This is a genomic window from Rhizobium sp. BK212 (genome assembly GCF_014197475.1).
Taxonomy (GTDB): domain Bacteria; phylum Pseudomonadota; class Alphaproteobacteria; order Rhizobiales; family Rhizobiaceae; genus Rhizobium; species Rhizobium anhuiense.
This window is the reverse complement of record NZ_JACIFS010000001.1, coordinates 1011700-1037348: the sequence shown is the minus strand read 5'-3', so window position 1 is coordinate 1037348 and position 25649 is coordinate 1011700. Positions and strand designations below refer to the sequence as shown.

At 60.4% G+C, this 25649-nt stretch carries 22 protein-coding genes; 10 read left to right on the top strand and 12 right to left on the bottom strand.

Translation table 11 applies throughout. From position 1 onward, the window contains the following. Positions 1-5 precede the first annotated feature (5 nt). Entirely contained in the window at positions 6-4622 is a 4617-nt protein-coding gene (traA, locus tag FHT79_RS04890; RefSeq protein ID WP_183903014.1) for a Ti-type conjugative transfer relaxase TraA, read from the top strand. A 90-nt stretch (positions 4623-4712) separates the two neighbouring features. On the opposite strand, the gene FHT79_RS04885 is transcribed toward traA, so the two are convergent. The 3 genes from FHT79_RS04885 to FHT79_RS04875 all read right to left on the bottom strand — a co-directional run bounded on the left by FHT79_RS04885 (position 4713) and on the right by FHT79_RS04875 (position 5888). Continuing rightward, a complete protein-coding gene (locus FHT79_RS04885; RefSeq protein WP_245434957.1) occupies positions 4713-5162 on the bottom strand; it encodes a 2'-5' RNA ligase family protein in 450 nt (149 codons plus the stop codon). Positions 5163-5319: 157 nt separating this feature from the next. Further along, positions 5320-5652, bottom strand: a complete 333-nt coding sequence (locus tag FHT79_RS04880; protein ID WP_183903013.1) for a type II toxin-antitoxin system RelE/ParE family toxin — start codon at positions 5650-5652, stop codon at positions 5320-5322. Beyond that, on the bottom strand, positions 5649-5888 hold the full coding sequence (locus tag FHT79_RS04875) for a type II toxin-antitoxin system ParD family antitoxin (RefSeq protein WP_029868342.1): 240 nt from the start codon (positions 5886-5888) through the stop codon (positions 5649-5651). The genes FHT79_RS04880 and FHT79_RS04875 overlap by 4 nt, the downstream gene beginning before the upstream one ends. 816 nt (positions 5889-6704) lie before the next feature. On the opposite strand from FHT79_RS04875, the gene FHT79_RS04870 reads away from it, so the two are divergent. Then, entirely contained in the window at positions 6705-7397 is a 693-nt protein-coding gene (locus tag FHT79_RS04870) for a winged helix-turn-helix domain-containing protein (protein WP_097595594.1), read from the top strand. Positions 7398-7511: 114 nt separating this feature from the next. Beyond that, positions 7512-8753: an aminotransferase class I/II-fold pyridoxal phosphate-dependent enzyme gene (locus tag FHT79_RS04865; protein WP_183844753.1), complete on the top strand. Its 1242-nt coding sequence runs from the start codon at positions 7512-7514 to the stop codon at positions 8751-8753. A gap of 15 nt (positions 8754-8768) precedes the next feature. On the opposite strand, the gene FHT79_RS04860 is transcribed toward FHT79_RS04865, so the two are convergent. The 4 genes from FHT79_RS04860 to FHT79_RS04845 form a co-directional block, all read right to left on the bottom strand. Continuing rightward, positions 8769-9824 carry an extracellular solute-binding protein gene (locus FHT79_RS04860; RefSeq protein WP_097595675.1) on the bottom strand — a complete coding sequence of 352 codons (1056 nt, stop codon included), beginning with the start codon at positions 9822-9824 and terminating at the stop codon, positions 8769-8771. Between the two features lie 34 nt (positions 9825-9858). Beyond that, a complete protein-coding gene (locus FHT79_RS04855; protein WP_097595598.1) occupies positions 9859-10629 on the bottom strand; it encodes an ABC transporter permease in 771 nt (256 codons plus the stop codon). Positions 10630-10699: 70 nt separating this feature from the next. Continuing rightward, positions 10700-11608, bottom strand: coding sequence for an ABC transporter permease (locus FHT79_RS04850; RefSeq protein ID WP_183903012.1), 909 nt, complete (start codon positions 11606-11608; stop codon positions 10700-10702). Between the two features lies 1 nt (position 11609). Then, a complete protein-coding gene (locus FHT79_RS04845) occupies positions 11610-12719 on the bottom strand; it encodes an ABC transporter ATP-binding protein (protein ID WP_097595599.1) in 1110 nt (369 codons plus the stop codon). A 239-nt stretch (positions 12720-12958) separates the two neighbouring features. On the opposite strand from FHT79_RS04845, the gene FHT79_RS04840 reads away from it, so the two are divergent. The 6 genes from FHT79_RS04840 (at position 12959) to FHT79_RS04815 (ending at position 19881) form a co-directional block, all read left to right on the top strand. Further along, a complete protein-coding gene (locus tag FHT79_RS04840; protein ID WP_097595676.1) occupies positions 12959-13657 on the top strand; it encodes a GntR family transcriptional regulator in 699 nt (232 codons plus the stop codon). Positions 13658-13761: 104 nt separating this feature from the next. Further along, on the top strand, positions 13762-15123 hold the full coding sequence (locus FHT79_RS04835) for an aspartate aminotransferase family protein (protein WP_029868299.1): 1362 nt from the start codon (positions 13762-13764) through the stop codon (positions 15121-15123). 2 nt (positions 15124-15125) lie between these two features. Beyond that, positions 15126-16835 (top strand): acetolactate synthase catalytic subunit, encoded by a 1710-nt coding sequence (locus tag FHT79_RS04830; protein ID WP_028758521.1) that lies wholly within the window; start codon positions 15126-15128, stop codon positions 16833-16835. Continuing rightward, complete coding sequence (gene fabG / locus FHT79_RS04825) at positions 16832-17590, top strand: 3-oxoacyl-ACP reductase FabG (protein WP_028758520.1); 759 nt, start codon at positions 16832-16834, stop codon at positions 17588-17590. Before FHT79_RS04830 ends, fabG begins: the two co-directional genes overlap by 4 nt. 39 nt (positions 17591-17629) lie before the next feature. After that, positions 17630-18301 carry a response regulator transcription factor gene (locus tag FHT79_RS04820; protein WP_028758519.1) on the top strand — a complete coding sequence of 224 codons (672 nt, stop codon included), beginning with the start codon at positions 17630-17632 and terminating at the stop codon, positions 18299-18301. A gap of 449 nt (positions 18302-18750) precedes the next feature. Beyond that, complete coding sequence (locus tag FHT79_RS04815; protein WP_097595603.1) at positions 18751-19881, top strand: RHE_PE00001 family protein; 1131 nt, start codon at positions 18751-18753, stop codon at positions 19879-19881. 221 nt (positions 19882-20102) lie between these two features. On the opposite strand, the gene FHT79_RS04810 is transcribed toward FHT79_RS04815, so the two are convergent. Genes FHT79_RS04810 through FHT79_RS04800 form a run of 3 tightly spaced genes read right to left on the bottom strand, consistent with a single transcriptional unit; the run spans position 20103 to position 22127 of the window. Beyond that, entirely contained in the window at positions 20103-20813 is a 711-nt protein-coding gene (locus FHT79_RS04810; RefSeq protein WP_028759109.1) for a Bax inhibitor-1/YccA family protein, read from the bottom strand. A 20-nt stretch (positions 20814-20833) separates the two neighbouring features. Beyond that, positions 20834-21601, bottom strand: a complete 768-nt coding sequence (locus FHT79_RS04805; RefSeq protein WP_028759110.1) for an anti-sigma factor — start codon at positions 21599-21601, stop codon at positions 20834-20836. Next, the gene (locus FHT79_RS04800) at positions 21588-22127 is read right to left on the bottom strand and encodes a sigma-70 family RNA polymerase sigma factor (RefSeq protein WP_003553462.1); all 540 of its coding nucleotides are present in this window, start codon (positions 22125-22127) and stop codon (positions 21588-21590) included. Before FHT79_RS04800 ends, FHT79_RS04805 begins: the two co-directional genes overlap by 14 nt. Positions 22128-22316: 189 nt before the next feature. On the opposite strand from FHT79_RS04800, the gene FHT79_RS04795 reads away from it, so the two are divergent. Next, positions 22317-22625, top strand: coding sequence for a hypothetical protein (locus FHT79_RS04795; RefSeq protein WP_028759112.1), 309 nt, complete (start codon positions 22317-22319; stop codon positions 22623-22625). Between the two features lie 37 nt (positions 22626-22662). Here the strand turns inward: FHT79_RS04795 and cueR are convergent, their stop codons facing one another. Both cueR and FHT79_RS04785 read right to left on the bottom strand, forming a co-directional pair. Beyond that, a complete protein-coding gene (cueR, locus tag FHT79_RS04790; protein ID WP_097543521.1) occupies positions 22663-23052 on the bottom strand; it encodes a Cu(I)-responsive transcriptional regulator in 390 nt (129 codons plus the stop codon). 9 nt (positions 23053-23061) lie between these two features. Next, the gene (locus FHT79_RS04785) at positions 23062-25587 is read right to left on the bottom strand and encodes a heavy metal translocating P-type ATPase (RefSeq protein WP_183903011.1); all 2526 of its coding nucleotides are present in this window, start codon (positions 25585-25587) and stop codon (positions 23062-23064) included. Between the last annotated feature and the right edge of the window lie 62 nt (positions 25588-25649).

Sequence of the window (25649 nt, the reverse complement as noted above, 5' to 3'; positions counted from 1 at the left end):
CGGCAGTGGCGATCATGTTCGTCAGAGCGCAGGTGATCAGCAGAGGGGCGGGGCGAAGCATCGTCTCGGCCGCGGCCTATCGCCATCGCGCCCGGATGATGGACGAGCAGGCCGGCACGTCGTTCAGCTATCGGGGCGGGGCGTCCGAACTGGTGCACGAGGAACTGGCGCTACCGGACCAAACCCCGGCCTGGTTACGGTCAGCAATCGAGGGGCGCTCGGTTGCCGGTGCCAGCGAAGTGCTGTGGAATGTGGTTGATGCTTTCGAAAAACGGGCGGACGCGCAGCTGGCGCGCGAGCTGATCATTGCGTTGCCGGAGGAATTGACCCGGACCGAGAACATCGCGCTGGTGCGCGAATTTGTGCGCGACAATCTCACCTCGAAGGGAATGGTCGCCGACTGGGTCTACCACGATAAAGACAGCAATCCGCACATCCATCTGATGACGACGCTGAGACCGTTGGCGGAGGAGGGGTTTGGACCCAAGAAGGTAGCAGTGACCGGCGAAGACGGTGCGCCGTTGCGGGTCGTGACGCCGGATCGGCCAAAGGGCAAGATCGTTTACAAGCTCTGGGCGGGCGATAAGGAAACCTTGCAGGCGTGGAAGATTGCCTGGGCGGAGACGGCCAGCCGGCATCTGGCGCTCGCCGGCCATGACATCCGTCTTGACGGCCGCTCTTATGCCGAGCAGGGCCTCGATGGCATCGCACAAAGACATCTGGGCCCCGAGAAGGCAGCACTCTCCCGCGGGGGTGCCGAGATGTATTTTGCACCGGCCGATCTTGCCCGTCGCCAGGAGATGGCCGACCGGCTGCTCGCCGAGCCGGAGCTCCTGCTGAAGCAGTTGAGCAATGAACGCTCCACCTTCGACGAGCGCGATATCGCCAAGGGGCTGCATCGCTATGTCGACGATCCCGCAGACTTCGCCAATATCCGCGCGCGGCTGATGGCGTCGGACGATCTGGTCATGCTGAAGCCACAGCAGGTCGATGCCGAAACGGGCAAGGCGAGCGAACCCGCCGTTTTCACCACGCGCGAGATCCTTCGCATCGAATATGACATGGCGCAGTCGGCGCAGGTTCTGGTGGAACGTCGCGGTTTTGCCGTTTCCGACCGGGTGGTCGCCGCTGCGATCAGAAACGTCGAAACTCAAGACCCGGAAAAGTCCTTCCGGCTCGACCCGGAGCAGGCAGACGCCGTCCATCATGTCACGCTGGACAATGGTATTGCCGCAGTCGTCGGTCTTGCCGGCGCCGGTAAGTCGACCTTGCTTGCCGCGGCCCGTCTCGCCTGGGAAAGCCAAGACCGCCAGGTCATTGGTGCGGCCCTTGCGGGCAAAGCCGCCGAGGGTCTGGAAGACAGCTCCGGCATCAGATCACGAACACTCGCCGCCTGGGAACTGGCCTGGGCCAATGGACAGGAGACGCTTCACCGCGGCCATGTGGTGGTTGTCGACGAGGCCGGCATGGTGTCGTCGCAGCAGATGGCCCGCGTGCTGAAGCTCGTCGAGGAAGCGGGAGCGAAACTCGTGCTGGTCGGCGATGCGATGCAATTGCAGCCGATCCAGGCGGGGGCGGCGTTCCGGGCGATTACCGAGCGGATCGGTTTTGCCGAACTTGGCGGCGTGCGCCGCCAGCGCGAGGCGTGGGCGCGCGAGGCGTCGCGGCATTTTGCGCGTGGCGAGATCGGGAAAGGTCTTGATGCCTATGCGCAGCAGGGTCATTTGGTGGAGGCAGAGACGCGGGACGACGTCATCGAGCGCATTGTCGGCGACTGGACGGCGGCGCGCAAACAGGCGGTCCAGGACTCAACAGCTGCCGGCAATGATGGCCGTCTTCGCGGTGATGAGCTTCTCGTGCTCGCCCACACCAATCAGGACGTCAAACGTCTGAACGAGGAACTGCGATCTGTGATGGCAGGCGAGGGGGCGCTGGGTGAGAGCCGCGCATTCCAGACCGAACGCGGCGCGCGGGAATTCGCCACCGGCGACCGCATCATCTTTCTGGCAAATGCCCGCTTCGTCGAAGCGCGCGCAATGCGTCTCGGTCCGCAATACGTCAAGAACGGCATGCTGGGGACGGTCGTATCCACCGGCGACAAGCGGGGCGAGGTCTTGCTTTCGGTGCGTCTCGACAATGGCCGGGATGTCGTCATCAGCGAGAACAGTTATCGCAATGTCGATCACGGCTACGCCGCGACCATCCACAAATCCCAAGGCTCGACCGTCGACCGGACCTTCGTTCTTGCCACCGGCATGATGGACCAGCACCTGACCTATGTGTCGATGACCCGGCATCGCCATCGTGCCGATCTCTATGCCGCGAAGGAAGATTTTGAAGCGAAGCCCGAATGGAGCCGCAAGCTGCGTCCCGATCATGCTGCCGGTATCACCGGCGAACTCGTGGAAACCGGACAAGCCAAGTTCCGGCCGAATGACGAGGATGCCGACGATAGCCCCTATGCCGATGTGAAGACGGATGACGGAGCCGTCCATCGTCTTTGGGGCGTGAGCCTGCCGAAGGCGTTGGAGGATGCCGGTGTCTTAGAGGGCGACACGGTGGCCCTGCGCAAGGACGGGGTGGAGCGGGTCAAAGTCCAGGTTCCCATCGTCGACGAGCAGACCGGGCAGAAGCACTTCGAGGAAAGACAAGTCGATCGCAATATCTGGACAGCCAAACGGATCGAAACCGCCGAAGCGCGCCGGGAGCGTATCGAGCAGGAAAGCCATCGGCCGGAACTGTTCAAACAACTCGTTGAACGCCTGTCGCGCTCCGGCGCCAAGACGACGACGCTCGATTTCGAGAGCGAGGCTGGGTATCGGGCGCATGCCGACGATTTTGCCCGCCGCCGCGGGCTCGACCATCTCTCTCTCGTCGCGGCGGGGATGGAGGAGGACGCCTCGCGGCGGCTCGCGTGGATTGCCGATAAGCGCCGGCAGGTGGCGAAGCTTTGGGAAAGGGCAAGCGTTGCGCTGGGATTTGCGATCGAGCGGGAACGACGTGTCTCGTACAACGAGGAGCGCACTGAGACACACACCGTCTCGGAGACAGATGTTGGCGGCGGCCGATATCTGATACCGCCCGCCACTGCTTTTGCCAGAAGCGTGGAGGAGGATGCGCGGTGGGCGCAGCTTTCCTCGCCGGCCTGGAAGGAACGGGAAGCAATCCTGCGGCCGCTGCTGGAGAAGATCTATCGTGAGCCGGAGGCGGCACTGGTCGCCCTGAACGCCCTGGCATCGGATACGAGCAACGAACCCCGCAGGCTCGCCGACGATCTTGCTATTGCACCGGATCGGATCGGCCGCCTGCGGGGTTCCGACCTTATGATAGACGGTCGCGCCGCACGTGACGAGCGCAGCATTGCGACCGCGGCATTGACGGAACTGCTGCCGCTCGCCCGCGCCCACGCCACAGAGTTCCGCAGAAACGCCGAGCGGTTCGAAAGCCGCGAGCAACAGCGCCGCGCGCATATGTCATTGTCGATCCCAGCGCTCTCCAGAAAGGCGGTGGCACGTCTCGTCGAGATCGAGGCGGTGCGCAAGCAGGGAGGGGACGATGCCTACAAGACGGCCTTTGCATTCGCCGCCGAAGACCCCTCGATCGTGCAGGAGATCAAGGCCGTCAGCGAGGCGCTCAGCGCCCGCTTCGGTTGGAGCGCCTTCACATCCAAGGCCGATACGGTTGCCGAACGCAACATCGTCGAGCGTATGCCGGAAGACTTCACAGGCACCAGGGGCGAGAAGCTGACCCGGCTGTTCGAGGCCGTGAAGCGTTTTGCCGAGGAGCAGCATCTCGCCGAACGGCGGGATCGTTCGAAGATCGTCGCCAGCGCCAGTGCCGATCCGCAGAAGGAGAATATCCCCATGCTTGCCGCCGTCACCGAGTTCAAGACTCCGATCGAGGAAGAGGCGAGATCGCGTGCTCTGGCCGGCCCTCTCTATCGCCAGCAGCGAGCAGCGCTGGCCGAGACCTCCCGAACGATCTGGCGCGATCCGGCTGGCGCTGTCGAGAAGATCGAAGAGCTGCTTGTCAAAGGTTTTGCCGCCGACCGCATCTCTGCTGCAGTGACCAATGACCCGGCCGCCTATGGTGCGCTGCGTGGCTCCGATCGCCTCATGGATCGGATGCTGGCCGCCGGCCGGGAGCGCAGAGACGCTGCGCAGGCCGTGCCCGAAGCCGCCGCTTGGCTACGATCGCTCGGTGCGGCCTATGCCAGCGCCCTCGATGCCGAGCGCCAGGCGATCGCCGAAGAGCGACGGCGCATGGCGGTTGCCATTCCCGGCCTGTCGAAGGCGGCGGAAGAAGCGCTCATGTGGCTGACTGCCGAGGCGAAGAACGACGGCCGCAAGCGGAATGCATCGGCTGCTGTTCTTGATCCCAGCATTCGCCGGGAGTTCGCCGCAGTCAGCGTGGCGCTCGACGAGCGCTTCGGCCGCAATGCCATCGTCCGAGGAGAGAGGGATCTCATCAACCGTGTGCCGCCGACGCAGCGCCGCGCCTTCGAGGCGATGCAGGACAGGCTGAAGGTCCTGCAGCAGACCGTTCGCAGGGAGAGCAGCGAGAAGATCATGTCGGAACGGCGCCAGCGGGCTGTCAGCCGCGGCCGCGGCGTCGATCTTTGAAGTCCATCGAAGAAGGCAAGGATTCGGCCGGGCCGGGGAGCGGATGGGGGTGGCGTCGAGCAGATCTACGATACGCGTGAAATAGGTGCGTTATCGCGGGCTCTCGCCATGTAGTAACGGCTCGCTGAGGATATTGATGTCGACGCTCGGATAAACCCGCCCTTCCAACAATTGAAGGGATCTAACGCTGACTTTTACGGGCAAGATCCCCGCGTCAAAGTCGACCGCTGATAGCCATTCTACCGCAGAAAACCTGAACAATGTCATGTGAGCAATCTGGGGCGGAGTTGGACGCCAATGTTCGAAGTGGATAGCATCTGAAATGGCGGACCGAAGGTCGCACAATTCCAGCGGCTGCTGGGCCTTTACGAAGAAAGCGGCTTCTGAGGCTGCGACCTCATCGAAATGGAGGTCAAACGGCGGGGTCTCTTCGACCAGTTTTTCCACGATCTCCTTCCATCTTTCCCTTTTCCGCTTCCAGAATTCGTGGTTTGGAATCCTCAATTGGGTCGCTGCGTTGAGCAACGTGGCGACCGTCATATGCAGGCTTGTGGCGGGACGCGCAGAAGCGGCGCAGTGATGGCGCCTCGCGATCGGGAAAAAACTGCAGTGAAACGCGGCACCGCTTAAACCACAGTGGATCGACCTTCGTTCGGATCATAGCCGCAGGCCCCTTCTACCTAACACAGCTAGCAAACTATGCAGACACCTGGGGATCTTGCAGCCACGCGGGAATGTCGCGCTTCATATGCAGAATACGCCATATGTCGACATAATCGGCGTGCTCAAGATAGAAGACGAGGTATGGGAAAGCCTTCAGCGTCATGCTCCGCAAATCGGGCAAACGGAGTTCATATGCGTAGCGCAACGACCCCGATGCAGGATGCGTTGCGATTAAACCGAATGTCGACTGCAGCGCATCAACGAAGCTTATCGCGACTTGCGCGCCAGCCTCGCGAGCATAATAGTCTACGGCATTCTCGACATCCCTGCGGGCCGACTCGCGGGGAACGATCGACTTTCCCGTCACCTGGAGCTTTGCCGCGAGGCACGGTCTCGCAGACTATCGAAATAGGCGGCATCAACCGGCTCCGTCGTTTCGGATGAAGCACCCTCAAGCAAAAGATCACGCAAGTGCTGGCGATCTTTGTCGCGACGGATCAACTCGCGGACGTATTCGCTGCTGGTCCCATAGCCTCGCCCTGCGACCTGCTTGTCGACGAACTGCTTCAGGTTCTCCGGCAGCGAAATGTTCATAGTGCTCATCGGGCTAAAATACCCCGGATGGCAAAATTTGGCAAGGTAGGGACTCCACCAGTCCCCATGGGGCTTACTGTGGAGATCATGAATTCTTCGCTCCGGCTACATTCATTTGTTTGCTCCGTGCCTACGTGTCTTGCAATATCGCATTTCAATTCGAGCGGGATGCATGATCAGTGCGAAACCGGCCGGCCTATAAGGCGGCCAGATTCATAGTGTCGGAACCGACCGAATAGGCGTGCGACATAACGTTCAAAGTTTATGACAATCGCTTTTGTTTTCGAATTTCCATGAACTCCTCTGGTCCCAGATGCTCGAAGACGCGCACCCAAAATTTGAAATCGCCTGAGCGTCCGTCAGATCGGGCGCAGATTGCACACCAGGCGGCGGCTGTTTTCGCATGCCGTCCATAAAGCAAACGGACAGCGGTACTTATGTCCCCAAAATCTACATCACTCCAAAAGTCCGGTGTGGCTACTGCGCAGCCGGCTGAGAACCCTTCGAATATTTCGCGCATTAAAAAGCCCCGTTACCGTCCGGAAACAGGCTATCAAATTATGCCGGACGTCGATCCCACTGCGTGGGCCACGATCACGTGTCGTCCCTGGCAAATCTACGCTTCTGTGCGAAGTGCTTCTCAGCTTCAACATTATGTTGTAACAAAATTGAAAGGCAAGCTATAAAATAGCCGCCGTCACGGTGTATTTCGCAGTCAGTTTTGCCCGCCAGGGTCGAGGTGCCGCCCAATATGAAGCAGTCCCGCGAGAATTTTGTCGTATCAAACGAGTTCGCAATACAGGCAGTAGCGAGGGAGGCGAGCCAATGAGCGCTCTTCTGGCGATCGTATCGCGTGATGCCGACTACTATTTGATGCTGTCATATATCCTGAAGGGCGCCGGATACAGGACCGTCCTCGTCGATATTCCAAATGAAGCAGTTGCGACCGCTGAGGCGCGCGGGGCTGCAGCCATCATCGTCGACTGCCAGCCGGGTTCACAAATTCTGGCAGATATCGCGTCGAGTCTGGAGGAAAAAGGGCTTGCCGACGGCCTCACGCTCATCGCGCTCGTTGCCGAAAAGGCCGCCTATCTCGACATACTGAAAGCCAACGTCGATGAGAGCTTTACAAGGCCGATGCCTCCGGAACGTCTCCTGACTTACCTGCACCGTGAAATAGGCAATTCCTCAAACGAAGCGTCTGACCGTTTCGTTCCGATGTTTGACGATATGAAACTGGACGTCAGCGGCCGGCGTGTCTTGGTAAAGGGGATGCCGATTAATCTCAGCCCGATCGAGTTTCGTCTGCTGAGAGCTCTTATGGGCGACGCGGGGCGCGTTCTCGGTCGCGCGGAACTGATTGCCGCTGCTTGGCCGGAAACAGCCTTCGTCGAGCCGCGGACAGTCGATGTTCACATCGGCCGGCTCCGGCGCGCATTGAGGCGGGCGCTTGGCCGCGACGTGATCCGCACCGTGCCAAAGGAGGGATATGCAATCGAGATTACCCAATATATGTGACTTCGCTACGTTCACATGTTCACTGGAACTTCCCGAAAATTTGTGGCCGCCTTCGTTGTATAAACAACGATCACGCGCATAGCGTGAAGCCCATGGAACACCTGGGAGGTCAGCATGCAAGAGTTAGCTTCGGGCGCCGGATCGGCGAAAACATCCCACAGAAACACCGCGGGCCTGATCAGTCACGCAAGTCCCCACTTTGCAGCGGCCCATCTTGACGGCCTGATGGCACTCTATGTCCATCCGTCCGATGGGCGAGCGGTGGAACTGCCAGTTTCAGAGGGCAGATCGGAGCGCGTCATCGACTTCGTCCGCTGCTCGTATCTCGGGCTCGACAATCATCCCTCAATCATCGAAGGCGCAATCGAAACCATTCGGCGCTATGGAACTCTGCATTGGTCGTGCGCCCGCACGCGGCTCAATTTTGCAGCCCTCGGAGACCTTGAGGATGCTCTTTCTGATCTCTTCGGCGCCAGGGTGATCACCTATACAACTGTGCTTGCCGCCAACCTCAGCGCGCTTCCCCTAATTGCGTGCGGCGTTCTGACGGGCGGCAAAAAACCAGTCATGGTATTCGACCGTCTCGCGCATGCAACGTTGGCCTTCAACAAGCCCGTCGTTGCCGAAGAATGCGAGGTGCGCACCATAGGCCACAACGATCTTCAGGCGCTCGAGGAAATTTGCCGCCAGAACGAGACGGTCGCTTATGTTTGCGACGGTGTGTATTCCATGGGCGGCTGTGCCCCAATCAAGGAGTTGCGGGAGCTTCAGGGGCGATACGGACTCTTCCTTTATATCGATGATGCTCACGGCATATCGATCTTTGGGGAAAGAGGTGAGGGGTTTGCCCGTTCACAAATGCCAGAAGGTCTCGGTGAACGGACGATCATCGCAGCCTCGCTCGGGAAGGGCTTCGGAGCCTCGGGCGGCATTCTGTTGCTCGCAACAGCCTTCCAGGAAGAGATCTTCCGGCGCTTTGCTCTCGCGCACGCCTTCTCGGCCTCTATCAATGTTGCCGCGATCGGTGCAGCTCTCGCGTCTCAGTCGCTCCATCGCACACCGGAACTCGGCGTGCGGCAAAGGGCGCTCGCCGAACACGTTTCTCTTTTCGACGAACTGGTGCCGACCGCACAAGCAGGATCCCCACTCCCGATCAGAACAGTCATGGTCGGTGACGAGCTCGCGGCAATCGGCGCTGCCAGAAGGGTGCTTGATTCTGGTTGTTATACGTCGGCCATTTTCTTCCCGACAGTGGCTAAGGGGAGGGCGGGGCTGCGGATATGCCCGACCGCCGGGCACACGGCTTCCGAAGTGCGCGACGTTGCAACTGCCATCAACCGTGCACTCAAGGGATGAAGGTTCGTCTGATCGTCATCGGATCCAGGTATTCCAACGCTCGAGCATCATTGCGGCATTGTCGTTGATCCATTTAGCGTCCGGGATGACGATGTAATCCCGGATGTCCTCGTCGCTCGGCAGGGCCACGCGTGCAGCCGGTGACATCAAATCGATCGCCTTGCGACTCGGTGGCGTGCAAAGAAGTTCGTCGCACACACGGGCCTGCGCTTCCGGATGATCAAGCCAGTAGGCGATCAACTTCAACGCGTTTGCTTGGTTCGGCGCATCCTTGATGATCGTCAAGCGATCGCCAACGAGGAACGACGCTTGCTTGGACCAAGCGATCTGGCGCCCTTCCGCCTTCAGTGTATTTGCGCGCGTCAGCCAGATCTGCCCGATGCTGTAGTCGCCATTGCGAAAGCCCTGAACGCTCTGATCGCCGGTCTTCCACCAGAGCGATATTGCCGGGCGTATCTCGTTGAGCTTGCTGAGGGCGCGGTCGACGTCGAGCGGAAAGAGCTTATCGCGCGGGACGCCATCGGCGAGAAGCGCGGCAGCCATGACCCGCCACGGATCGTCGAAATTTGGAAACGCGCGACCACCAGGGAACTTTGTCTCGTCCCACATATCGGCCCAGCTCGATGGATTTCCATCTTTAAAGGCAGTTGGGTCGTAGGCCATCAGCGTTGCGGTTGAAAAAAGCCTGGCCCCTGCACTGACGCAGGCGTCCTCGACCAGGTCTGGCCGGCCCTGGAAAGTTTTGCAGAAGTCGGTCAAGTCTTCAGATGTCAGCCGATGCGCTTCGGCGCTCGCCTGTATCTCGCCGTCCGGGTAAAGGTCCCAGGTCACATTGCTGGTCTTAACCATAGCAGCAGCTTTCGCGCGCATCTCGGCATTCGTTGCCGCGACCGAAACAACCTTAATGCCGGTGTCTCCGGTAAATGGTTCGAACCAGAATTTTCGAAGCGCCGCATCATAGGCGCCACCCGTGGTCGCAATGATGACCTGCTCCTCAGCTTGCGCCGCCCCCGCACCGGCAAGCATAAGGCAAGCCGCAAGCATTGCCTTGATCTTGGTTCGCTTATTCATCGCGTGTTCCTCTGTTCGATTGATATGGGCCACGTTAGTCCTCCCCGCGGCCGGTAAGGAGATGAACGGTCGCCATGAGCGCCAGCGATACCGCAACGAGCAGTGTCGAAACCGCAGCAATGACCGGGGTGAGGTTGAAATCGATGTCCTCGAACATCTTGCGGCTGATCGTTTTGCCGCCAGTATCGGAAATGAAGAAGGCGACTGTTGCCTCATCGAACGACGCTAGAAATGCAAAAACCGAAGCGGCAGCCACTGCTGGCGCGATGTTGGGAAGCACAATGCTGAAAAAGGCGCGGCTCCGGCTTGCCCCGCAATTCAGTGCCGCAAGCTCGAGCGACGTATCGAAGCGCTCGAGTGCCGCCGAAACGGTGATGATCACGTAGGGAACCGCAAGCACGGTGTGCGCGATCAGGAAGCCAGTGAAATTACCGGTCAGGCTGAGCGGGGAAAAAACCAGATAGAGGGCCACGCCAAAGACAACATGGGGAACGATCATTGGCCCCAGCGATAACGCTTGCAGAAAGGTCTTGCCCGGCAGATTGCCTCGAACGAGCCCGATGGCAGCCAACGTTCCGACAACCGTCGAAGCGACCGTCGTCGCCAGCGCGATCTGCAGACTGAACATCGTTGCTGCCCGCCAGTCCGGATCGGATAGAAATTCGGCATACCAGCGAAGCGTTAGGCCCTTCGGCGGAAGCTCGATATAGCTGCTGTCATTCAGCGAAATCGGGATGACGAGCAGCGTCGGCAGAACCAGGAAGAACAGGATTGCTCCGATCAAGAGGCCGACGAGGAGCTGCAAGGCTGCTTTGCCGTAAGGTCGATGGGTGCTTTTGACGGGAGAGCCGGCGAATGGGGCGATGGCTACGGGTTCAGTTGACACTGTTCATCCCTTTGCTGAGGGAAAGCGCCTTGCGGAACACAAGGACGAAGACCAGCGTCGTGGTCAGAAGGACGGTCGCGAGCGCTGCGGCAAATGGCCAGTCGAGCAGGACGGTGGTTTGCTGACCGATCAGCGTTGCCATCATCAATGCTCCAGGCCCACCGACGAGTGCCGGTGTGATGTAAAAGCCGATCGCCAGGATGAAGCACATGACGCACCCGGCAAAGATTCCGGGCAAGCTGAGCGGCAAGGTCACGCGCATGAACGCGCCGATCGGGCCGGCGCCGAGATTGCGGGCGGCTTGGGGGTACTCTGCAGGAATAGTGCGAAGAGCGTTGTAGATCGGCAGTATAATGAAGGGCATCAGGACATGCGTCATCGCAAGGATCACTGCGCCTTCGGTGTAAATAAGCTTCAACGGGCTGTTAATGAGGCCGCTCTCGATCAGCAGACCGTTTACGATGCCGTTTCTCTGCAGCAGCACGATCCAGGCGTAGGATCGCACCAGCACTGAGGTCCATAGCGGCACGAAGACCGCCGCCGATACGATCACCGCCGTCTTGCCTTTGGCGCGGGACATGAGAAAGGCAACCGGATATCCAAGCAGCAAGCTCGCCACTGTTACGATTGCACCCGTCTGCAACGTGCGAAGCAGGACTTCCATGTAGAGTGGCTCGGTCACGATCCGCTCGTAATGCTCCAGCGTGAATCCCGGCGCCATTAGGCTCAAAGAGACGAGCCGCCCAATTGGATAGATGAAGCCTCCGGCCAGTAAGAGCATCAACGGCACAATAAGCAAGAGCGTCAGCGCGTGCGAATACTGGCGCGCCGAGCGTGAGAAAATCCAGCTTGCTGGACGGGTTGGTGCAACAGGCAAATTATCGACTGTCATGGTCATTTCATGCCTCCGCAGCCGTAAAGAGCCGTAGGCCGTCGCGTTCGGCGATGACATCCACGAGTGCCCCCATTGCAAAGGGCACCCGCTTTCCGTCAGCAGGGATCTGCACCTGAATGAGCTCTCCGCTTCCGAAATCGGAGCGAACGAGATGAAGGTCGAAGGAGCCTGCAAAGACCGACGTTTCGATCCGGCCGGGGAGGGCGTTCTGTCCCCCTGCGCCACGCGCTGCAAGGCCAAGGCGCTCAGGCCGCAGCGCGAGCCGAACGCGATCACCTATTTTTGCCGAACCCTCGAAACCATGGGCTGCACCGGGCGTATCAATAACCACGTCGTCACCCAGTCTGATCGTCTGGCGGCCAGCGGTCCCGCCCAGGAATTCTCCCGTCAGGAAGTTCATCTTGCCGATGAAGTCGGCTACAAAGGCACTCTGCGGATTACAGTAGAGATCCGTCGGGGTTCCGAGCTGCGCGAGATGCCCCTTTGCCATGACAGCGATCCGGTCGGACATCGTCAAGGCCTCCTCCTGATCGTGCGTCACGTAGATGACCGTTGCACCGAGGCGCCTCTGAAGCTGCTTGATCTCGATCTGCATGGATTCGCGCAGCTTCTTGTCCAGTGCCCCGAGTGGCTCGTCCATCAAAAGAACAGGCGGTTCGAACACGATTGCTCGCGCGACCGCCACCCGCTGCTGCTGGCCGCCGGAAAGTTCGTGGGGATAGCGCTTGGCGTAGTCCGGGAGTTGAACGAGATCGAGCGCCCGGCCAACGCGTTCTGCCCTGAGGTCCTTGCGGATGCCTCGCATCCGCAAGGGAAAGCCGATGTTTTCGGCGACGGTCAGATGTGGGAACAAGGCATAACGCTGGAAGACCATCCCGATATTGCGGCGGTCGGGCGATACGGCGGTGACATCTCGACCGCCAATGATGATGCGTCCGGCAGAAGGGCTTTCGAAACCGGCGATCATTGTCAGAAGCGTCGTCTTGCCCGATCCGGATGGACCAAGGATCGACAAGAATTCGCCTGCCGAAATGTCCAAGGTCACTTCGCCTACGGCAGTCTGGCTGCCGTAGGCCTTGCCTATGCGATCGATAAAAACAGGCGCGCCAATCAAAATGATATCTCCTTTTGTGTGCTTTGAGATGCATGGAACCCCTCGGCTCCGCCCGCGCGGCGCCAGGTGCTGTGTGCGTCGTGCCGGCAAGACCGGAGCTATTCAGGCATGGCCGCCGGGGCCAAGGCGTTGCTAATATTCGCGATCCCGTTATGCTGTCACATTACGTGATCAATTTTTGCGTGATGCATTTTTGTTGCAACAAAAATGTGAAAATGTCAACTCGTGGGGAGTTAATTTTGAACGATAATACAACTGAAGAGGAATCGTCGGCGTCGGAATTGCACTCTGGGCGCCTCAGCGACTTCGCCTATTCATCCATCAAAGAGCAACTTACGCGGGGTGTTTACAAGCCCGGTCACAAGTTGCCGATCCGTTCGGTTGCTGAAATGCTGAAGGTTGGTGCCACGCCAGCGCGCGAGGCAATCAACCGTCTGGTTTTTGAGGGTGCGCTGGTCATGGTAGGTCCAAAAACGGTCATCGTTCCACATCTCGATCTTGCGGCACTTTATGAAGTCACGCAGATGCGGCTTGCGCTTGAGGGATTGGCGACAGAAAGAGGCACGCTTTGCGCGACGAATGATGTCGTCGATAAGCTATTGGCACTTCAAGAGAAAATCACGCTGTCGCTCGACGAAAAGCGTTATTCGGACGCTCTTCACGACAATAAGGAATTCCACTTTACGATCTATCGACTGTGTGGGATGCCGCACCTTCTTTCGACCATCGACGCCCTATGGTTAAGGGTGGGTGCCGCGTTCCACGACCTCTATCCCGAGTTTGCGGAAGCAAAATACGGTGTCCACAACCATCTGGCCGCGATTGAGGCTCTGGTGGATAAAGATCCCTCCGCCGTCCGAGCCGCAATGGAAAACGACATTCGAGACGGCTATCGTCGCCTCAAGAAAGCAGCGCAGGAGCGTCTCAAGCGAGAATAGCATTGCGGCCGGATTTTTTTGTTGCAACTTCTTCGGGTTCATGATTTTTGTGATAACAAAATTATGAAGGGTCGCACCGTGACCCATTTGCCGGAGAAGATCGAATGTTTCACCCTTATATCTTGCGCGACGGCCGGGGATTTTCCCGGTCGAGGTCCGAACATTTCTTCAAACGGGGTCGTCGCGTATTTCCGACCGGAATCACGCGGGTCACGGTCAATCATGAGCCTAGCCCGCTATACATTTCACGCGGGGAAGGCGCCTATCTCTTCGATGTCGACGGCAATCGCCTTCTCGACCTGAATAACAATTTCACGACGCTGATACACGGCCATGGCTTTCTTCCAGTTGCCGACGCGGTTGCAGATCTGCTTCATCGCGGAACGTGTTTCTCTAACCCGACTGAGCACGAGATCACTCTGGCTGAGCTGTTGATCGAGCGCATTCCAGCGATCGAACATATTCGCTTCGTCAACAGCGGGACCGAGGCAGTGATGTTTGCGATAAAGGCCGCTCGCGCCTTCACCTGCCGGCCAGGCATTGCACGGATCGAAGGCGCCTATCATGGCGCCTATGACTGGGCGGAAACGGGGCAGGCGGTGACGCCGACTATATGGAACGACCCATTGGGGTCGCCGGCCGTACCCGCCTATCGCGGTATGCCGCCTTCGGTAGGTGAGGAGGTGACCGTTATCCGCTTCAATGACATCGCGGATCTGGAGCGCCGAATTGCTTCGGCTGCCCCTTCGCTTGCCTGTATCCTGATCGATCCGATGCCGAGCCGCGCCGGGTTGATAGCGCCTGAGCCGAGCTTTTTCGCGGCTGTCGAGGCGATCGCGAAGCAATATGGGATTCTCATCGTGGCCGATGAGGTCCTCAATCTTCGGCAGTCATATACGGGGGCATCGGCCCGCTATGGTCTCCACCCTGACCTGGTCGCCGCCGGAAAAATCATCGGCGGAGGTTTTCCCGTCGGGGCCATCGGCGGGCGCAAGGACGTAATGCGGGTGTTCGCAAGCGACAGCGGTAAGCCGCTGCTGCCGCAGGGCGGCACGTTTTCGGCAAATCCCGTGTCGATGGTCGCAGGCCGGGTCGCCATGGAGGCGATGACGGAGGACGCTTTCGCTTCACTGGAGAGCCTTGGAGATCGCATCCGGGTCGGACTTCGAAAGGAAATCGAACGCCACGGTGCCGCCTTCAGCGTGACGGGAGCTGCCTCTTTGTTTCGCATCCATCCGAAAGGAAGGCAGCCAAGGGACTTTCGCGAGGCGTATCTCGCACCGGAAGAGGCCGAGTTGATGGGTCGGCTCTCAAAGCATTTCCTCAATTGCGGCATCCTGCTTCCCGATGGCGCTGCGGCCTGCATTTCGACGGCAATGACGACCGCTGACGGTGACGCAGTCATCTCAGCCTTCTCAGACTTCCTTTCAATCCTCGAAGTAACTCCAACCGAAGCAGGCATGTGACCATGGCAACCAATAATCTAACCGTCGCCGAGCGGATCGCTCTTTGCCTGAAGAGGCATGGCGTCACCCATATCTTTGCTCAGAGCCTGCCTTCGGCGGTTATCCTTGCGGCCGAAGCAATCGGCATCCGTCAAATCGCCTACCGACAGGAAAATATGGGAGGGACCATGGCCGACGGCTATGCGCGCCTTTCCGGCAAGGTCGGCGTGGTCGCAGCGCAGAACGGACCTGCCGCAACGCTTCTTGTTCCGCCGCTGGCCGAGGCGCTGAAGGCGAGCGTTCCGGTCGTTGCTCTCGTCCAGGATGTCGAACGCGATCAGGCTGACCGTAATGCATTCCAGGAACTCGATCATCTTACCCTATTCCAATCCTGCACGAAGTGGGTGCGAAAAGTTCTCGTAGCGGAGCGGATCGACGATTATGTCGATGCTGCCTTCACGGCAGCCGCCTCGGGCCGGCCAGGACCGGCAGCTCTCCTGCTCCCGGCCGACCTCTTGCGGGAGCAGATAGTCCCTTCGCCCTTTCGTCGTGAGGCTGTCCTAGGCCACTGGCCGCTCGATCGGTTACGTCCGCGCGATTGTGACATCGAGCGCGCGGCCTCAATGATCGCCACGGCCCAGGCACCCATCATCATAGCCGGAGGAGGCGTCCATGCGAGCCATGCCGCTGGCGAGCTTTCGGGGCTACAGGACGAAGCCTCGCTTCCCGTGCTGACGACCAATATGGGAAAAGGCGCCGTCGACGAATACCACCCGCTGTCAGCTGGCGTTCTCGGGGCTCTCGTCGGGCCGCGATCGCTTGGGCGGCACACGCTTGCCCTTGTCGAAGAGGCCGATCTCGTCATTCTGGTCGGAACGCGAACCAATCAGAACGGCACTGACAGTTGGCGCCAAATCCCCCGGTCCGCATCAGTCATCCACATCGATGTCGATCCCACCGAAATCGGGCGCAACTACGAAGCGGTCAGATTGGCAGGCGATGCGGCCGAAACCATTAGCGCACTTCGAAGCGCGCTTGCCCGACGCGATCTCTCGTACCGCGCATCGCAGCGCGATAAGATGACGGCCCGGATCGCCGGTTTCTGGCGCGCGTTTGACACGGAGCGGGAATCCGTAGCTGGTTCGGAGAACAGTCCGATACGTCCCGAGCGGGTCATGTCGGACCTGCAGCAAGTGCTGACGGCAGAGACGACCGTTGTTGCCGATGCGAGCTATTCCTCAATGTGGATAGCTGGCCAATTGCGGGCTCTTTCCTCCGGTATGCGCTTCCTGTCGCCGCGGGGTCTTGCTGGACTCGGGTGGGGCTTGCCACTTGCGCTCGGTGCAAAAGCGGCGAGGCCGGACGAGCCGGTGGTCGCCATCGTAGGGGACGGCGGCTTCGCGCATAGCTGGGCGGAGCTGGAGACCATGGTGCGGAGCAAGCTACCCGTACTCATCATCGTCTTGAACAACGGCATCCTCGGCTTCCAGCGTGATGCTGAAACCGTCAAGTTCGGCAGCTTCACCACCGCCTGCAGCTTCGCGGATGTCGATCATCGACAGATTGCCGAAGCTTGCGGCTGCCCGGCTGTTCGAATCTCTGATCCCGCCGATCTTCCTCGTTGCCTCGAGCGCGGCCTGCGTGAAGAAGGGCCTTTGCTGATCGAGGTGATAACGGACGCCGACGCCCATCCCCCGATTTCGCTATTCGCTGCATTGGATCAGGCAGCATGAGCCAGGATACCCCGCGTGTTGCGGTCGTCAGCGGTGGCACGACCGGAATCGGTCTTGCCGCTGCGTTTCGTCTGCTCAGTGCGGGACATCGGGTTGCCGTCTTCAGCCATGGTGATGCAAGCGTCATCGCCGCAGGGGCCGCGCTTGCCGAGGCTTTCGAGCCAGAGCGGTGGCTGGCGAAAAAGGTCGATCTCCGCGAACCTGAGGCCATCAATTCCTTTTTCGGCGAAGTCGGTCGTGTCTTGGGCGCACCTGGGATTCTCGTTTGCAACGCGGGGATTTCGCCAAAAGGTCTTTCCGCCGACCTTACCCTGGAAGAGTGGAACGACGTGCTCTCCGTCAACCTGACGGGGGCGATGCTGTGTTGTCGAGCCGTTTTGCCCGTGATGAAGGAAAAGGGTTACGGACGGGTCATATTCGTTGGCTCTCTTGCCGGCCGGACGAGACCACGGATCGCAGGCGCCGCTTATGCGACGTCCAAAGCCGCACTTTCAGGGTTGTCCCGTGCGCTGGTGTCTCAATATGGCCCCTATGGCATAACATCAAATGTCGTGGCGCCAGGTCGCATCCTGACGCCACTGACAGGCTCCCCGCAAAACAACACCAACATCGACGCGCTGGCTCGTATTCCAGCCGGCAGGCTCGGTTCTCCGGACGACGTCGCCGGGGTCATTGCATTCCTGGCATCGGAAGATGCCGGGTTCGTCAATGGAGCCATCATAGATGTCAACGGTGGCGAATTCGCGCCGAGTTGAGTTTTGCCGTTTTGTCTGGCTAGGAAAGAGGCAATCGACATGGCTTCTGTCATTCTGGTTTGCTCACGGAACGCTGAGCTTTATCTGCTCCTCGCGCATATCCTGCGTTGTGAGGGCTTCGAGGCGCGTCTTGCTGCAAGTGACGACGATGTCGTGGTAGCCTGCGCATCTGCAGGGGTTTCCGCCATCGTACTGGATTGTGCAGGGTGGTCGAGTGATATTGCGCCGTTATGTGCGCTCTTGAAGAATTCAGGGATTCCAGTGGGTGCTCTTATCGGTGAGGACACGCGTGCCCAACACTTGGAGTTGATCAAGGCCGGGCTCGACGAAGGCATCACACGTCCTTTGTCGCCTTCAAAGCTTCTCGCCTTTCTCCACGGCATAAGGCCGCGCTCGGAGGCGCTAACCCAACTAAATTTTGCTGCCACCGCCGAGGTCGTCCTCGGGTCGCACGTCGTCGTGGTGTCAGGCACAAGAATAGCACTTGCGCCAATGGAGATGAGAATCTTTAAATTCCTATTGGAAAGGCAGGGGCAGATCAGTACGCGCATGCAACTCATCGAGGCCGTTTGGCCAGCTCCGCACGCCGTGGAAAGCCGGACGGTTGACGTGCATATCGGCCGGCTGCGAAAAGCATTTGCAGGACTCCGCAATCTGAAGATTCGCACGCTATACGGTGTGGGTTACGCTCTTGAATGTCACGATCTTTGATGCCCGATCATAGCTTCAGCCGGGGTGGGTCCGGATTGGCTAGCCTGAGAGATCGGTGCCAGTGGGAAGCGGCGCAGCCAGAATTTGACCTCGACCTGCAAAAACAGACTTCGTTTTCGAATTGGTTGGCGCAGCTAATGAGGTCGACAAGCTGACAATCTTCGAAGACACCCATTTTGAACCGGGCGATCGTTACCGTTCGCGAACGGCGTGAGGTGGTGGGGATTGCAAGCAGCGGTACTTCGAAGGATGCGATTGTCTATCTGAGAGAAATCGCAGGCATGCCTGAACGCCATGCCGCGTCCGAGTGCTTCCTTATGCAGCCGCTCGATCAGCCATCTTAACGGCTCCTTCCCAGACCTTTTGTTGAAATACATCGTTAACCATGGCATACATCGGAAAGAAACTCGTATTTTGCTTCCATTTGTGAAAAACCGTAAAGTTTAACAATGCGCTACGATATCGACGGTGCAATGCTCCAAACTCTGCTTCCCTCCCTTACCGCGGCGGAGGATGCGCTGGCGCGGCTGGACGAGCGGGTGTTGCGTTCGGTGGTCGGCGAAGGCTTTGCCGAACGTAGTCATTTCTTCGATGCCGCCGGCGCGCTTTGGGTGGCCGGCGAACTCGTGCATGTCGAGGATCTCGTTTTGCATGATGCGCATATGGATAGCCGCGCTCCGACCCACGAACTGACGATCGCCCATTCCGTGCTGCGGGCACGTCGGCGCATATGGACCGGCGAACCCGGCTGGGCACTTGGCGTCGCGGGCCTCGCAACGCTGACCGCGACCGGCGGGGAAGGGGAGGGGAAAGCGCAGGACGCCAAGAGCCTCGCAGCTCCGGTTGAGGCCGATGAAGAGGGCGAGGATGAGGACGGGCCGCTCGCGGCCGAAATGGCGGAGATCGATGCGCTGCTTGCGCGCTCGCAGAAGCTGCTCGATATCCATACCGGGAAAACGCCGGCAGGCGAGACGGCCGTTGCCCCGGCAAGGCCCAACGAAGATCCTCTCGGCTTGCTTGGTGACGACGAATGGGACGAGGAACAGCGGCTTGCGGAGTGGCGGAGCGTACTGCCATTGGCCGACAGCTTGCCGCCGGTTCTCGGCGCCGTCATCCTTTTCGAAGCCTGGGAGAGGATCGAGCCGTTGCGGCGTCAGCACTGGCTCGGCGGTCTTCTGGTCGCAAGCCAGCTGCGCGCCCGCGGCAAGGTTGCCTCGCACCTCTTTTCTTTCTACGGCGGACTGAAACTGGTGCGCCATGAGCGTCGTCGGGCGCGCGATCGGGCGACACGGCTGCTAGCCTTTCTGGAGGCGATGCATCTCGGGGCTGCGGCCGGCCTCAAGGAAATCGACCGCCTGTCCCTGGCGCGCACACAGATGGAGCTGCGCTTTCGCGGCCGCCGTTCGAACAGCAGCCTGCCGGAGCTTGCCGATTTCATCCTGTCGCGGCCGATGGTCTCGGCGGCGATGATCGCCCGTCATCTGCGCATTACGCCGCGCGGCGCGCTCAACCTCGTCAACGAGATCGGCATTCGCGAAATCACCGGCCGCGGCCGCTATCGCGCCTGGGGTATCATCTAGTGCATGTCGCCCAAAAGTGTGCAGCGGCTTTGGGACAACGACATGCATAAGACAAAGATTTAAAGCGCGTCGCATGAGTGCGATTTGACGCGGTTCGCTTGAAACGAAAACGGCCGGGCGTTGGCCCGGCCGTTTCCTTTAGGTGAGCACCCAGCCAGCCATCCTGTCACAGACTGCAGACCAGGCGCTCTTGCGCTTCCTTTGCCCCCAGAAGCGCAGTCCTATTCCCGCTCGCCGGTGAAGTTGAGCAGAAGCTGGAAGATGTTGACGAAGTTCAGGTAGAGCGAGAGCGCACCGAAAACGGCGAGCTTCTGGTTCGATTCCTGATCGAAGTTCTCCGAATACTGTTCCTTGATGTTCTGCGTGTCGTAGGCGGTGAGGCCGACGAAGACGACGATGCCGATCACCGAGATCGCAAACTGCAGTGCGCTCGAACCCAGGAAGATGTTGACGATGCTGGCGATGATGATGCCGAACAGGCCCATCATCAGGAACGAGCCCATGCGCGAGAGGTCACGCTTGGTCGCATAGCCGTAGAGGCTGGTGGCGCCGAACATCGTGGCGGTGATGAAGAAGGTCCGCGCAATGCTCATCCCGGTGAAGACCAGGAAGACGGAAGCGAGCGACAGGCCCATCACGGCGCAGAAGGCCCAGAAGGTGATCTGAGCGGTGCTGGCCGACATCGTCTGGATCTTGAACGAGAAGAAGAAGACGAAGGCGAGCGGAGCAAGCATCACCACCCACTTCAGCGGCGAGCCGAAGATCGGGACGTAGAGTGCCGGCGTCGAGCCGACGACAAAGGCCACGAGGCCCGTAATGGCGAGGCCGAGAGCCATATAGTTGTAGACGCGCAGCATATGCTGGCGCAGGCCTTCGTCGAAGAGGGCCTGGGAGCCGGCGACGGCACCGTAGCGGGGATTGATCGGGTTCATGCTGATCTCCTCGGTTTGAATTAATAGAGCGAGCGGGCGAGCCGTTCGGCCGCCTGGTCGAGATTGAGACCGCTATCGTCGGCGATGAGTGCATAGGCGACCTCGCCGATCTGCCAATAGGCGGCTTCTGCTTTCTCAAGCGTGAGATGACTGACCGGCTTGACTTCGAAGGCGCCCGGGCGGACGGCGAAAAGCGACAGCCGCTTTCCATCGGACTGCTCGATCGCCATTTCGACGCTGGGGCCGAATTCGGACGGGAAGATCTGCACGTCGGCAACTTTCCAATCCCCAGGCAGTTCGGGCATCACGATCGCGGTGGCGGCGCGGATGTCGTCAGCGTTATAGGTGGCCGATGTCTGCGAAGGCATCGATTGGCGCAGGGCCGCGGTCTGATAAGCGCGAACGGCATCCTCGACATAGGCGGGCGCCGGAACGGAAGCCGACACCTCTGTCGCCGAGAAGGCGCCGAAGGAATTGTGCGCCACCCAGCCGGCGGCGATCAGGATACCGACGGCGGCAATGCGCTGCATGGAATGGAAGATGCGGCCATAGGAAAGGCCACGTTCCAGCCGGCGGGCGGCATCGCGGGTCTCGGGGCGGCCGAAGGCACTTTCGCCGGCAAGCGCCAGACGCAGTTCGCCCTTGACGCTGAGGTCGGCCATCACCTTGGCGGCAATCGCCGGATGCTCGGAAAGATAGGATTCCACCTGGATGCGACGGGCGACATCGAGTTCGCCATCGACGTAGGCGTCGAGATCGGCATCGAGGATCGGATCAATTGCTTTCATTGCCGTTCCCTCCGATAATTCTCAGATGCGAAACGCGTGGTGTCTTCTCCTCGAATTCGCGCAGCTGCGCGCGAGCCCGCGAGATGCGCGACATCAGCGTCCCCACGGGAATGCCGAGCGCCTGGGCTGCTTCCTGGTAGGAAAGGTCTTCGATGGCGACGAGATGCAGCGCCTCGCGCTGTTCCTCCGGCAGGTCGAAGAAGGCGTCGCGCACCTGCTGCAGGCGCACAGCATGTTCCTGGCCGGCCGGCAGCGACTGCTCGGCTTCGACAGCCGCCTCGTCGTGGCGGCGCGTCAGCGACCGGTTCCGGCGCAGACGGTCGATATGGGCATTGTGCAGGATGGAGAGCAGCCAGGTGCGCAGGTTGCCGCCGCTGCGGAAGCTCTTGCGCTTCTCGAAGGCGCGCACCAGCGCATCGTGCACCAGATCCTCCGCCTCGTCCGAATTGCGCACCAGCGAGCGCGCATAGCGCCTCAGCGCTGCAAGCTGTCCGATGACATCGAAGGGGCGGTCTTTGCGTTCCATGATTGAGTATACGCAAGTGCAGCCGATTTTATTCCCGGCCGGGTCAAAAAAGTTGATCAGCCAAAAGAATGCTGCCCGGACCACGATCGGACATTCTTCTCCAGTGGACAGGCGCCTCAAATCGGCGATTGTGTGTGACAATTACATGACAGATCATGACGCCGCTGATTTGCAGGGGAAAAATAAAGAATGAAGGAAAAGAAGCGGGTCTACGAAGCTCTCGTGGACGGCGCCATGGAAGGGCTGACGGATGAGGCGCTCTATGATTTCGTCAAGGCGCGTTGTCCGAAGGCCACCAGCAAGAAGATCGTCCGGGCCTCGCTTCTCGCGCTGACCGATCCTCATCTCAGAGACCGCAATATTCTCGACGTGATCTATGCGCTGGCGATCAAGCACCGGCTGGATGACGGCGTGCTGGACGAGGGTGAAGAGGACGAGCCCGACGAGCGGGCTCAAACTTCGCAGGCGGCCAACCAGAACATACAACCGCTTTCCTGATGCAGGCCGCCTGAATCGGCCTGCTCGTGCGAAATGGTCAGGCGCCGTCCGAAAGCTCTTCGAGGATCGGACAGTCCGGCCTGTCGTTGCCGTGGCAGGCATGCACGAGGTGCTCCAGCGTCCGGCGCAGTTCCGTCAGCTCGCGGATCTTGCGGTCGATCTCGGTAAGCTTTGTCTGAGCGATATCCCTAACGTCGGCGCTCGCCCGATCCTTGTCCTCGTAGAGCGCCAGCAGTTGCCGGCATTCCTCGACCGAAAAGCCGAGGCCGCGCGAGCGCTGCAGGAAACGCAGCTTGTGGACGTCGGTCGCGGCATAGTCGCGATAGCCGTTTCCACCCCTTTCGGGGCGGATGAGGCCGATATCCTCGTAGTAGCGGATGGTCTTAGACGGCAGGCCGGACCGTTCCGATGCTTCGCCGATATTCATCGCTATCTCCTATAGTTTTGCAAAGCGCAGTCTCAGCGCATTTGAAATCACCGAGACGGAGGAGAGGCTCATCGCTGCCGCGGCGATCATCGGCGAAAGCAGCAGCCCGAAGATCGGATAGAGCACGCCGGCGGCGACCGGCACGCCGAGCGCATTATAGCCGAAGGCGAAGCCGAGATTCTGGCGGATGTTGCGCATCGTCGCCTCCGCCAGCCGCCGCGCCCTGACGATGCCGGTGAGATCGCCCTTCACCAAAGTGATGCCGGCGCTTTCCATCGCGACGTCGGCGCCGGTGCCCATGGCGATGCCGACATCGGCGGCGGCAAGCGCCGGCGCGTCATTGACGCCGTCGCCGGCCATGGCGATGATAGCGCCTTTGCTACGCAGTTCATCGATCAGCGCCTTCTTGCCTTCCGGAAGCACATCGGCGCGCACCTCGTCGATGCCGAGGCTTTTTGCCACCGCCCGCGCCGTGCGCTCATTGTCGCCCGTCGCCATGATGATCTTCAACCCACTGTCATGCAGCGCCTGGATGGCGGCAGCCGTTGTCGGCTTGATCCGGTCGGCAACGGCAACAAGCCCGGCAAGCGCGCCGTCGAACACCACGAACATCACCGTCTTGCCGTCGCCCCGCAGAGCTTCGGTCTTCTCGCTAAGTGCTGCCGGATCGATGCCGAGATCGGCAAGCATCGCCGCATTGCCGAGCGCGACCATCGTGCCGTCGGCAATGCCCTGAACGCCCTTGCCGGTCGTTGCCTCGAAGCCGGTGACCTCGACGAAGGCGACGCCGCGCTCCTCGGCGCCGGAAACGATCGCTTCGGCCAGCGGATGTTCGGAGCCGCGCTCCAGGCTTGCCGCCAGCGATAGCAGCCGGTCTTCCCCGACCCCGCCGAAGGCTGCGATATCGGTAAGCTTCGGCTTTCCTTCGGTCAGCGTGCCCGTCTTGTCGACGATCAGCGTATCGACCTTGGAGAAGCGTTCTAGCGCTTCGGCATCTTTGATCAGCACGCCTTCTCCAGCACCACGCCCCGTTGCGATCATGATCGACATCGGCGTCGCAAGGCCGAGCGCACAGGGGCAGGCGATGATCAGAACGGCGACGGCGGCAAGCAGGCCGTTCGCCATGCGCGGCTCCGGCCCGATCGCGGCCCAGGCGAGGAAGGCAAGAAGGGCGACGGCGACGACCGCCGGCACGAAGACGGCCGATACTCTATCGACCGCCCCCTGGATCGGCGCCCGCGAGCGCTGTGCCTTGGCGACCATGTCGACGATGCGCGACAGCACCGTGTCTGCGCCGACCTTCTCGGCGGACATCAGGAAGGTGCCGTTCTTGTTGATCGTGCCGCCGGTCAGCGGATCGCCTTTCGATTTCTCTACGGGCAGGGGCTCGCCCGATATCATCGATTCATCGACGGTCGACTGGCCCTCGAGGACGGAACCGTCCACCGGCACCCGCTCGCCGGGGCGAACGCGCAGCCGGTCGGCGACATTGATATCGTCCACCGGCACGTCACTTTCGTTGCCTTCGGCATCGATGCGGCGTGCTGTCTTCGGCGCAAGGTCCAGCAAAGCGCGGATTGCCGAGCCGGTGCGTTCGCGCGCTTTCAATTCCAGCACTTGGCCGACGAAGACGAGCGCGACGATGACGGCCGCTGCCTCGAAATAGACCGGCACGGCCGCGCCATGGCCACGAAAACTCATCGGGAAGATGCCGGGCGCAAGCGTGGCGACGACGCTGTAGAGATAGGCGGTGCCGACACCGAGACCGATCAGCGTCCACATATTCGGGCTGCGGTTGACAACGGACGCCCATGCGCGGCGGAAGAAGGGCAGGGCGGCCCAGAGCACCACCGGGGTTGCCAGCAGCAGTTCGATGAAGGTCGCCTGCGGCTCGCCGATCGCTTCGCGGAGCGGCAGGCCGAGCATCGGCCCCATGCCGAGCGCCAGCAGCGGCAGGGCAAGGATGGCGCTGACCCAGAGCCGCCTGACGAAATCGACGAGTTCCGGGTTTGGGCCTTCGTCGGCTGGGGGGATGCCCATCGGCTCCAGCGCCATGCCGCATTTCGGGCAGTCGCCGGGGCGATCGCTGACGACTTCAGGATGCATCGGGCAGGTATAGAGCGTACCCTTCGGCGCCGGTTTTGTCGTCGGGCGCTGGCCATCGCGGTAGGCTGCAGGGTCGGCTTCGAACTTCGCCTGGCACGCGGCCGAGCAGAAATAGAATTTCTCGCCCTCGGCTTTCAGGAAATATCTCGCAGTCGAGCGATCGACGCTCATGCCGCAGACGGGGTCCTTCGCCGTCAGGTAATCCTCGGGTGCAGCCGCAAATTTCGTTCGGCAATGCTCGGAACAGAAATGATAGATGCGGCCGCCATGGTCGAGTGAGGGCTTGCCGGCCTGCGGATCGACGGTCATGCCGCAGATGGGATCACGGACAATGGCGTCGGCAGCCTTCTCCTGATCATGGCCGCAATGGCAATGATTGTCGCCATGGGCGTGGCTGTGATGGTGATCATCTTCTTGCTTGATATTCATAACTCTCTCCGCGCCGGGAACGGCATCTGGATGGGGTTATGAACCTTCCAGCAACTGGAAGG

What these genes read in the sequence shown, in the direction of transcription:
- FHT79_RS04885 (WP_245434957.1), bottom strand. Translation starts at nt 5,162, where the DNA reads ATGACGGTCGCCACGTTGCTCAACGCAGCGACCCAATTGAGGATTCCA.
- FHT79_RS04875 (WP_029868342.1), bottom strand. Translation starts at nt 5,888, where the DNA reads ATGAGCACTATGAACATTTCGCTGCCGGAGAACCTGAAGCAGTTCGTC.
- FHT79_RS04870 (WP_097595594.1), top strand. Translation starts at nt 6,705, where the DNA reads ATGAGCGCTCTTCTGGCGATCGTATCGCGTGATGCCGACTACTATTTG.
- FHT79_RS04865 (WP_183844753.1), top strand. Translation starts at nt 7,512, where the DNA reads ATGCAAGAGTTAGCTTCGGGCGCCGGATCGGCGAAAACATCCCACAGA.
- FHT79_RS04860 (WP_097595675.1), bottom strand. Translation starts at nt 9,824, where the DNA reads ATGAATAAGCGAACCAAGATCAAGGCAATGCTTGCGGCTTGCCTTATG.
- FHT79_RS04850 (WP_183903012.1), bottom strand. Translation starts at nt 11,608, where the DNA reads ATGACCATGACAGTCGATAATTTGCCTGTTGCACCAACCCGTCCAGCA.
- FHT79_RS04835 (WP_029868299.1), top strand. Translation starts at nt 13,762, where the DNA reads ATGTTTCACCCTTATATCTTGCGCGACGGCCGGGGATTTTCCCGGTCG.
- FHT79_RS04830 (WP_028758521.1), top strand. Translation starts at nt 15,126, where the DNA reads ATGGCAACCAATAATCTAACCGTCGCCGAGCGGATCGCTCTTTGCCTG.
- fabG (WP_028758520.1), top strand. Translation starts at nt 16,832, where the DNA reads ATGAGCCAGGATACCCCGCGTGTTGCGGTCGTCAGCGGTGGCACGACC.
- FHT79_RS04820 (WP_028758519.1), top strand. Translation starts at nt 17,630, where the DNA reads ATGGCTTCTGTCATTCTGGTTTGCTCACGGAACGCTGAGCTTTATCTG.
- FHT79_RS04815 (WP_097595603.1), top strand. Translation starts at nt 18,751, where the DNA reads ATGCGCTACGATATCGACGGTGCAATGCTCCAAACTCTGCTTCCCTCC.
- FHT79_RS04810 (WP_028759109.1), bottom strand. Translation starts at nt 20,813, where the DNA reads ATGAACCCGATCAATCCCCGCTACGGTGCCGTCGCCGGCTCCCAGGCC.
- FHT79_RS04805 (WP_028759110.1), bottom strand. Translation starts at nt 21,601, where the DNA reads ATGAAAGCAATTGATCCGATCCTCGATGCCGATCTCGACGCCTACGTC.
- FHT79_RS04800 (WP_003553462.1), bottom strand. Translation starts at nt 22,127, where the DNA reads ATGGAACGCAAAGACCGCCCCTTCGATGTCATCGGACAGCTTGCAGCG.
- FHT79_RS04795 (WP_028759112.1), top strand. Translation starts at nt 22,317, where the DNA reads ATGAAGGAAAAGAAGCGGGTCTACGAAGCTCTCGTGGACGGCGCCATG.
- cueR (WP_097543521.1), bottom strand. Translation starts at nt 23,052, where the DNA reads ATGAATATCGGCGAAGCATCGGAACGGTCCGGCCTGCCGTCTAAGACC.
- FHT79_RS04785 (WP_183903011.1), bottom strand. Translation starts at nt 25,587, where the DNA reads ATGAATATCAAGCAAGAAGATGATCACCATCACAGCCACGCCCATGGC.